The organism is Micromonospora maritima (genome assembly GCF_902825405.1).
In the GTDB taxonomy this organism is placed as follows: domain Bacteria; phylum Actinomycetota; class Actinomycetes; order Mycobacteriales; family Micromonosporaceae; genus Micromonospora; species Micromonospora maritima.
This window is the reverse complement of sequence record NZ_CADEAU010000961.1, coordinates 1-696: the sequence shown is the minus strand read 5'-3', so window position 1 is coordinate 696 and position 696 is coordinate 1. Positions and strand designations below refer to the sequence as shown.

1 protein-coding gene is annotated in these 696 nt (G+C 77.4%); it reads right to left on the bottom strand.

Features of this window, described 5'->3' with window-relative positions; all coding sequences use genetic code 11:
• On the bottom strand, positions 1–696 hold a 696-nt coding region (gene accA, locus HUW36_RS33825), incomplete at both ends, for an acetyl-CoA carboxylase carboxyl transferase subunit alpha (RefSeq protein ID WP_174531697.1).

Here is a 696-nt window from a genome sequence, read left to right as displayed (position 1 = left end):
CGCCGTGCGCGGCCGGGTACGGCTCGGGCACCAGCTCGTCGACCACGCCGAGCCGGCACAGGTCGGCGCCGGTGAGGCGCAACGCCCGCGCGGCCTGCGGGGCGGCGGAGCTGTCCGGCCAGAGGATCGCGGCGCAGCCCTCCGGGCTGATCACCGAGTAGACGGCGTGCTCCAGCATGAGCACCCGGTCGGCGACCGCGAGCGCCAGCGCGCCACCGCTGCCGCCCTCGCCGGTGACCACCGCGACGACCGGGGTGGGCAGGACACTCATCGCGAGGATGTTCTCCGCGATCGCCGCCGCCTGCCCCTGCTGCTCGGCGGTCACCCCCGGGTCGGCGCCCGGCGTGTCCACCAGCGTCACCACGGGCAACCGGAGCCGGGCCGCCAGGCGCGCCAGCCGCAACGCCTTGCGGTGCCCGGCCGGGCTGGCCATGCCGAAGTTGCGGGCCACCAGCTCGGCCGTGGTGTGTCCCTTCTGGTGGCCGATCACCATCACCGGCCGCCCGTCCAGGCGGGCGACGCCGCCGACGATCGCCGGGCAGTCCGCGCCGAGCCGGTCGCCGTGCAGCTCGACGAACCCGTCGAACGCGGTCTCCAGGTAGTCGAGCGTGGTCGGCCGGCCGGGATGCCGGGCCACGCGTACCGTCTCCCAGGCGTCGCGGGGCTCCGGGGCCGCCGGGCGCGGCGGCGACGCCG